Source organism: Nocardia seriolae NBRC 15557, from assembly GCF_007990715.1.
Taxonomy (GTDB): Bacteria; Actinomycetota; Actinomycetes; order Mycobacteriales; family Mycobacteriaceae; genus Nocardia; species Nocardia seriolae.
This window is the reverse complement of record NZ_BJWY01000097.1, coordinates 22,842-29,863: the sequence shown is the minus strand read 5'-3', so window position 1 is coordinate 29,863 and position 7,022 is coordinate 22,842. Positions and strand designations below refer to the sequence as shown.

The following is a 7,022-nucleotide window of genomic DNA, read 5'->3' as shown; positions in this document are numbered from 1 at the left end:
GGGTGCGAGCGACGCCAGCACCGCGACCTGTGCTTGATCGAGCCGAGAAGTGCATGTCATGGGGCCAACAATGGGACACGAACGGATCTGGGGGAGGCACGCCGGGAAAACCGTGAATCCTGCACGAATCCCCAGGTCAATTCTCCCTCGAGTCATACGCTTTTCTCGAGACGAAAGGAATGCTCGAACCTGGTGAGAAGGTAGGCAGCCCATGGACGAGGATCCGACAGATACGACCTTGCCGCGCCGACAGCTCGGTCGGCTGTTACGCGATGCCCGGACAACTATGGGCATGACCCTGGACGAGGCAGCTGCTCAAGTTCAATGGAGTCGGGCCACGCTCAGCCGCCTCGAACGGGGCGAAAGCGCAAAGGTCCGGATCAGTGACGTGTCGGCACTCTGCGCGGTCTTCGGGATGAGCGAACGGGCGACCGCGGTGGCGACGGGGCTGGCCGAGCAGAGGCCCGCCCGGTTCTGGTGGCACGCTTACGACGACATCATTCCGACATGGGCCAACCTCTACGTCGGGTTGGAGTCCGCCGCAACCGATGTGACGCTATTCCAGCCACTGATCGTGCCGGGACTGCTCCAAACCGCCGACTACGCACGAACTATCGATCGGATCTACTTCGCAAACGACACGGAGGAGGAGAACGAGCGCCGCGTCCGGGTTCGGATTCGGCGACAGCGCAACCTGACCCGGTCGCCGAATCCGACACAGCTATCGGTGGTCCTACACGAGTGCGTGCTGAGAATCGTGGTGGGAAGCCCCCGACTGATGTCCGCACAATGTCGGCACATTGCTGACATCAGTACCAGCGACAACATCGACATCCGGGTTCTTCCGTATCGCGCGGGATTTCCAACCGGGGCGTCAGTGCCGCCGTTCGTGATCATGGATTTCAACCGTGGAAATCGCGGAAAACAAGTGATCGAGCCCTCCCAGGTCTACTGCGAAGGCTTCTCGGGCAGCGCCTATTTCGAACGTCGCACGGACGTACTGGCATTCCGCACAGCGTTTCAACAACTCCAGCAAGCAAGCTTGGACACTCGTCCGAGCCGCGACCTGGTCCGCGAGGTAGCAAGGAGATACGAGAGTGAACATTGACCTGACCAACACCCGCTGGTTCAAATCAAGCTACAGCCAGGGCGGATCCGACTGCGTCGAGATCGCATTCCTCGCAGGCGGCATGGTCGGCGTCCGCGACTCGAAGAACCCCTCCGGCCCTGCACTCATCTTCTCCCCCACCGAATGGGACGCCTTCACCGCCGATGCCGCCGCTGGCGAATTCAACCGGCGCTGAGGCCTTGTCGGTCAGACGGATTCGGGTTGGGTGATGGGGACCGGGTCGAGGACTTCCCGACGGGCTTCAGGGGCTTCCAGGCGGAGGGCATCGGCGGAGGTGTCGTCGGGTTGGGTTTGGGATTCGATTTCGGCCTTGACGCGGGCGGTGTAGACGGCCACTTCGCGGTCGATGTCGGATTCGGACCAGCCGAGAACGGGGGCCACCAGCCGGGCCACTTCGTCGGCGGAATCTACTCCGCGGTGGGGGTATTCGATGGAGATGCGGGTGCGGCGGGCGAGGATGTCGTCGAGGTGTAGGGCCGCCTCGGCGGCGGCTGCGTAGACGGCTTCCACACGGAGGTAGCCGGGGGAATCCGTGATGGGCTGGAGGAGTTCGGGTTTGCCGTCGGCAAGGCCGAGTACCTCGTCGATGAGGGAGCCGTAGCGGTTGAGGAGGTGCTGGATGCGGTAGGGGTGGACGCCGTACTTTTCGGCCAGGTGGGGGGTTTGGTTCATGAGGGCGTAGTAGCCGTCTGCGCCGAGGAGGGGGACGCGTTCGGTGATGGTGGGCGGAACGCGGCGCGGGATGTCTTGGGCGGCTTCGTCCACCGCGTCGTAGGCCATCACTCGGTAGGTGGTGTATTTGCCGCCGGCGATGGCTACCAGGCCGGGGGCGATCCGGGCTACCGCGTGTTCACGGGAGAGCTTGGAAGTTTGGTCGCTTTCGCCTGCCAGCAGGGGGCGCAGGCCCGCGTAGACGCCGGTGATGTCGGCGTGGGTCAAGGGGGTGACAAGGACCTTGTTGACGTGTTTCAACAGGTAGTCGATGTCGGACTTGGTGGCGGCGGGGTGGGCCAGGTCGAGGTTCCAGTCGGTGTCGGTGGTGCCGATGATCCAATGGTCGGTGCTCCAGGCGATGACGAAGAGGACCGACTTTTCGGTGCGGAGGATGAGGGAGGTGTCGCTGGCTATGCGGTCGCGGGGGACGACGATGTGGACGCCCTTGGAGGCTCGGACGTGGAAGCGGCCGCGTTGATGGGCGAGGGACTGGAGTTCGTCGGTCCAGACGCCGGTGGCATTGATGACGACGCTGCCGCGGACCTCGGTGGTGCGGCCGTCGGCTGGAGGTGCCCGAGGCCAGGTCGCGGGCCTCCACCAGGGCGACCTCGAGGCCGCGGGTGGCGGCGTCCAGGGCGATGCCCGCGCCGACCACGCCGCCGCCGATCACGATGACGTCGAAGTCGTCCTTCCCCAGTCGCGCCCAGGCAGCCTCGCGCTGCTCGGGGCCGAGGAACTGCGATCGCGGTTGCTTGCTCATGCTCGACTCCTCCGGGTTAACTTCCGGCTACCGAGAGCTACGGTACCCACCCTAGCGCGCGGCGTCGGTTAGCCTCGATCGATGCGTCGCTATGTAGCCGCCATCGATCAGGGCACGACGTCGAGTCGCTGCATCGTCTTCGATCACCAGGGCCGAATCGCCGGAGTCGCTCAGCGCGAACACGAGCAGCTCCTCCCGCAGCCCGGCTGGGTCGAACACGATCCCGAAACCATCTGGCGCAATACCGAATTCGTGATCGCCGAGGCCCTGCGCGGCTGCGGCGTCGGGGCCGCGGAGGTGGCCGCCGTGGGCGTCACCAACCAACGCGAGACCACCGTGGTGTGGGAGCGCGCCACCGGCAGGCCCGTTTACAACGCCATCGTCTGGCAGGACACCCGCACCGCCGAACTCACCGAACTGCTCGCCGGGGACGAGGGCCCCAACCGGTACGCCGACCGCACCGGTCTGCCGCTTTCCACGTATTTCGCCGGGCCGAAGCTGCGCTGGATCCTCGACAATGTGCCGGGCGTCCGCGAGCGCGCCGAGGCCGGGGAACTGTGTTTCGGCACCATCGACAGCTGGATCCTGCGGAAGCTGACCGGTCTGCACATCACCGACGTCACCAATGCCTCGCGCACCTTGCTGATGGATCTGCGCACCTTGCAATGGGATCCGCGGATCTGCGCCGAGTTCGACATTCCGGTGTCGATGCTGCCCGAGATCCGCAGCAGCTCAGAGGTTTACGGCGACATCACGACCGGCGCGCTGGCGGGCGTCCCGGTCGCGGGCATCCTGGGCGATCAGCAGGCCGCCACCTTCGGCCAGGCCTGCCTGTCCCCCGGCGACACCAAGAACACCTACGGCACCGGCAATTTCATGCTCATGAACACCGGCACCACCCCGATCTGCAGCGAGCACGGCCTGCTCACCACGGTCTGCTACCGGCTCGGCGACCAGCCCGCCGTGTACGCCCTCGAGGGCTCCATCGCCGTCACCGGTTCCCTGGTGCAGTGGCTGCGTGACAATCTCGGCCTCATCGCCTCGGCCGCCGACATCGAACCCCTCGCGCGCACCGTCGCGGACAATGGCGGCGCGTACGTGGTCCCGGCCTTCTCCGGCCTGTTCGCCCCGCGCTGGCGGCCCGACGCCCGCGGCGTGGTGGCGGGCCTGACGAGCTTCGTCAACAAGGGTCACCTGGCGCGAGCCGTGCTGGAGGCCACCGCTTTCCAGACCCGCGAGGTCATCGACGCCATGCGCGCCGACTCCGAGGCCCAGCGGCTCGATGTCGAGAAGGTGACCCTCAAGGTCGACGGCGGCATGGTGGTGAACGAACTGCTCATGCAGTTCCAGGCCGACATCCTGGACGCGCCCGTGGTGCGCCCGGTCGTCACCGAGACCACCGCGCTGGGCGCGGCCTACGCCGCGGGCCTGGCGGTCGGCTTCTGGTCCTCCACCGACGACATTCGCGCCAACTGGTCCGAGGACAAGCGCTGGCTGCCCGCCATGCCCGCCGCCGAGCGCGACCACCTCGTGCACGAATGGAACAAGGCCGTCGAACGCACCTACGACTGGGTCGAATCCGATTCCGCGGCAAAGAAATCCACGGTGGCCGCGGAAGGCTGAGCCCCGCCGCGCGCCGCGGTCAGACCCGTGCGACCGCGGCGTGCGCCTCGGACAGGCGGTCGACCGCTTCCCCCAGGGTGGCCGCGTCGGACGTGGTGAAGCACAGTCGCATGGACCGGGTGTAGTCGGTCGAGACGGCGAAGGCGTTGCCGGGCACGTAGGCGACACCGGCGTCCAGGGCCTGCGGGAGCAGGGCCTGGGTGTCGGTGCCGTCGGCGAAGTCGACCCAGACGAACATGCCGCCGGCGGCGTCGGTGCTGATGACGCGGTCGCCGAAGCGGGCGCGGACGGCGTCGACCAGCGCGCGGGCCCGGTCACCGTAGACCTGACGGACCGAATCGACGTGGGCGGCAAGCCAATCGGTGTCGGCCAGCAGGTCGGCGGTGATCTGCTGGGTCAGCGCCGAACCGCACAGGTCCGCGCCCTGCTTGAGCAGTTCGACGGCACGACACACCTGGGCGGGCGCGATCCTCCAGCCCACCCGCAGGCTGGGGGCCAGGATCTTGGAGGCGCTGGACAGGCGAATCACATTGGGCGAGTAGGCCGCCACCGGCGCGGGTGCGGGCCGGTCGAACCAGAGCTCGCCGTACGGGTCGCCCTCGATGATCCAGAAACCGTACTGCTCAGCGAGATTCGCGAGTTCGCGGCGACGCTCGGGGCTCAGGGTGACGCCGCCGGGATTGTGGAAGTTGCTGACCGTGTGGACCACCGCCGGGCGCTCACCGGCTGCCAGCAGCTCGCGCAGCGCGTCCAGTCGCATGCCGTCGGCGTCCAGCGGCACGGCGGTGATCCGCGCCCCGGCGGCCCGGAAGACCTGTAGCGCACCGACATACGCCGGATCCTCGACCACCACCAGCGCACCCGGATCCAGCAGCACCTCCGACAGCAGCGACAGCGCCTGCTGGGAGCCGTGGGTCACGAAGATCTCCTCGACCGGAACCCCCCGCCCCAGACGGCCGGACTCGCGCGCGGCCAGCACCTCGCGCAGTGGACCCCAGCCGGGCGACTCGGTGTACTGCAGCCGCGAGCGGTCGGACAGCGCGGCGTCGGCGGCTACCGCTATTCGGTCGCGGGGCATGAGTTCGGCGTCGGGCAAACCACCGGCAAGGCTGATGAGGTCCGCGCGCGAGGTGAGCTTGAGCAGGTCACGGATCGCCGAGCTCTGCAGGCCGTCGAGACGCCGTGCGAGGGGCGGGAAATTCGCGGACATGGAACACCTCCGAGGGGACGCCGGGGTATGCGAAATCCCACCATGTCACATGGTGACCAGGATATGAAATCCCATTCTCACGATGTGAGACACACGGTCCACTCTGCGGCGACCGGACCGGCCGCGCACCGAGCCCTCGATCGAGAATTCTCCCCCTCATCCGGGCATGGCTCGGGCCGGAATCCACCCTCCGGACCTACATCCCGGCCCGAACCCGCCGGGATGACCGGGACCTAGGAACGCTCCTCGATCGAGTAGATGAGGTGTTTGCCGTCACGCTCGACCGCCAGCACGCGCTGCGCGTAGACCTGGGTGGTGCCGTCCGCGTGATGCTCGGTGATGTCGACGTCGTAGGTCTCGAACACGCCCGGTGCCGGCGGTGCGCCCGGTGCGGGCACCGGGGCCGGAACCGCGGTGGGGCCGACGATCTGGAGGCAGTAGCTGGTGCCCGGCTTGAGCGGGTCGATGCCCTTCTGCTGGATGACATCGGCCGGGGAGACGGTCGGCGAGTCCGGGGCCACGAAGGTGCGCGCCTTCGAACCGCTGCGATCGGCGTAGAAGGCGTGCTGGAAGCCGAGGATCGCGTCCACGCCGCTGCCGGTGCTGCCCGCGCCGTTGCCGATGGTGAGATTGCCCTCGTGCCGGGCCGGGCAGCTCAGCGCCGCAGCGGTGTTGCTCGCCTTGCCCGTGGCGGTGGCCCCGGCGGTCGGCGCGTCGTCCTTGCCGCCGCGCATGACCGCGACGACCACCAGGCCGATCACCGCCAGCAGCACCACGCCGCCGCCCGCGAAGGCCCCGATCTTGCGCCACGGCAGCGTCCGCTCCGGCTCGGCCTGCGGCACAGGCGTTTTCGGCGTCAGCGCCTTCACAATGGGGTCGTCCGCCCAGGACAGCGACTCCCCCTGCGCCGCAGCGGGTTCCGCCGACGGCGGCACGGGCGGGAAGCCGCTGGGCGCGGAGCGCCACCAGGAGTCGGGCGAGGCGGTGGACGTCGCCTCCTCGGCACCGTTCGACGCGGCGGCCGCGCCGGAGCCCGAATTCCGTTCGGCGGCTGCCGGATCGGCGTCGGCGATCCGCGTCGTCCGCTCCGGATCCACGGACGGCGATTGCACACCCCCAGGCGGGATCTTGACGGTCTGTTCGACACCGGAGGTATCCGGAACCTGCCCGGTACCCTCCACGGCCGGAAACTGGCCCGTAGCCATGCCATTGCCCTGCGCGGCCATACCGTTGCCCTGCGGAGCCGTGCCATTGCCACCGGGATACTGCGCCGGGTACTGCCCGGTCGTGGGCCCCCAGGAATCGGGCGCGCGATACTGCGGCGGTGGCGGCGGAATCGAGGCGTCGGCGGGACGCCACGCCAGCTCCGGGCTCTGCGGCCCCGGCGCCGGACTCCAGCCCGGACCGTTGACCGCCGGGGTGGGCCCGAAGGTGTTCACCGAGGGCCCGAAGTCGTTCAGGGACGGCCCGAAATCATTGAGCGAAGGCCCGAACCCGGACTCGGGCCGCCCGGCCTCCGGCGCTCCCGACGCCGCCTCGGATTCTGGACGGTCGGCGGATTCGTCCTTGCCTGAAGCCATCACCCG

Annotated in this window: 5 protein-coding genes and 1 pseudogene; 3 read left to right on the top strand and 3 right to left on the bottom strand. The window is 68.2% G+C overall.

What is annotated here, in order from left to right; all coding sequences use genetic code 11:
• Positions 1-211 precede the first annotated feature (211 nt).
• Both NS2_RS25495 and NS2_RS25490 read left to right on the top strand, forming a co-directional pair.
• The gene (locus NS2_RS25495; RefSeq protein ID WP_033089920.1) at positions 212-1,108 is read left to right on the top strand and encodes a helix-turn-helix domain-containing protein; all 897 of its coding nucleotides are present in this window, start codon (positions 212-214) and stop codon (positions 1,106-1,108) included.
• Entirely contained in the window at positions 1,098-1,304 is a 207-nt protein-coding gene (locus NS2_RS25490; protein WP_036551763.1) for a DUF397 domain-containing protein, read from the top strand. The genes NS2_RS25495 and NS2_RS25490 overlap by 11 nt, the downstream gene beginning before the upstream one ends.
• 11 nt (positions 1,305-1,315) lie before the next feature.
• On the opposite strand, the pseudogene NS2_RS25485 reads toward NS2_RS25490, so the two are convergent.
• A pseudogene (locus NS2_RS25485) lies at positions 1,316-2,603 on the bottom strand (glycerol-3-phosphate dehydrogenase/oxidase).
• Positions 2,604-2,684: 81 nt separating this feature from the next.
• On the opposite strand from NS2_RS25485, the gene glpK reads away from it, so the two are divergent.
• Positions 2,685-4,226: a glycerol kinase GlpK gene (glpK, locus tag NS2_RS25480; RefSeq protein WP_147207306.1), complete on the top strand. Its 1,542-nt coding sequence runs from the start codon at positions 2,685-2,687 to the stop codon at positions 4,224-4,226.
• Between the two features lie 19 nt (positions 4,227-4,245).
• Here the strand turns inward: glpK and NS2_RS25475 are convergent, their stop codons facing one another.
• Together NS2_RS25475 and NS2_RS25470 are read right to left on the bottom strand one after the other, a co-directional pair.
• Positions 4,246-5,436: an aminotransferase-like domain-containing protein gene (locus tag NS2_RS25475; protein WP_147207305.1), complete on the bottom strand. Its 1,191-nt coding sequence runs from the start codon at positions 5,434-5,436 to the stop codon at positions 4,246-4,248.
• A 233-nt stretch (positions 5,437-5,669) separates the two neighbouring features.
• Positions 5,670-7,016 (bottom strand): DUF8176 domain-containing protein, encoded by a 1,347-nt coding sequence (locus tag NS2_RS25470; protein ID WP_033089916.1) that lies wholly within the window; start codon positions 7,014-7,016, stop codon positions 5,670-5,672.
• Positions 7,017-7,022: the final 6 nt, after the last annotated feature.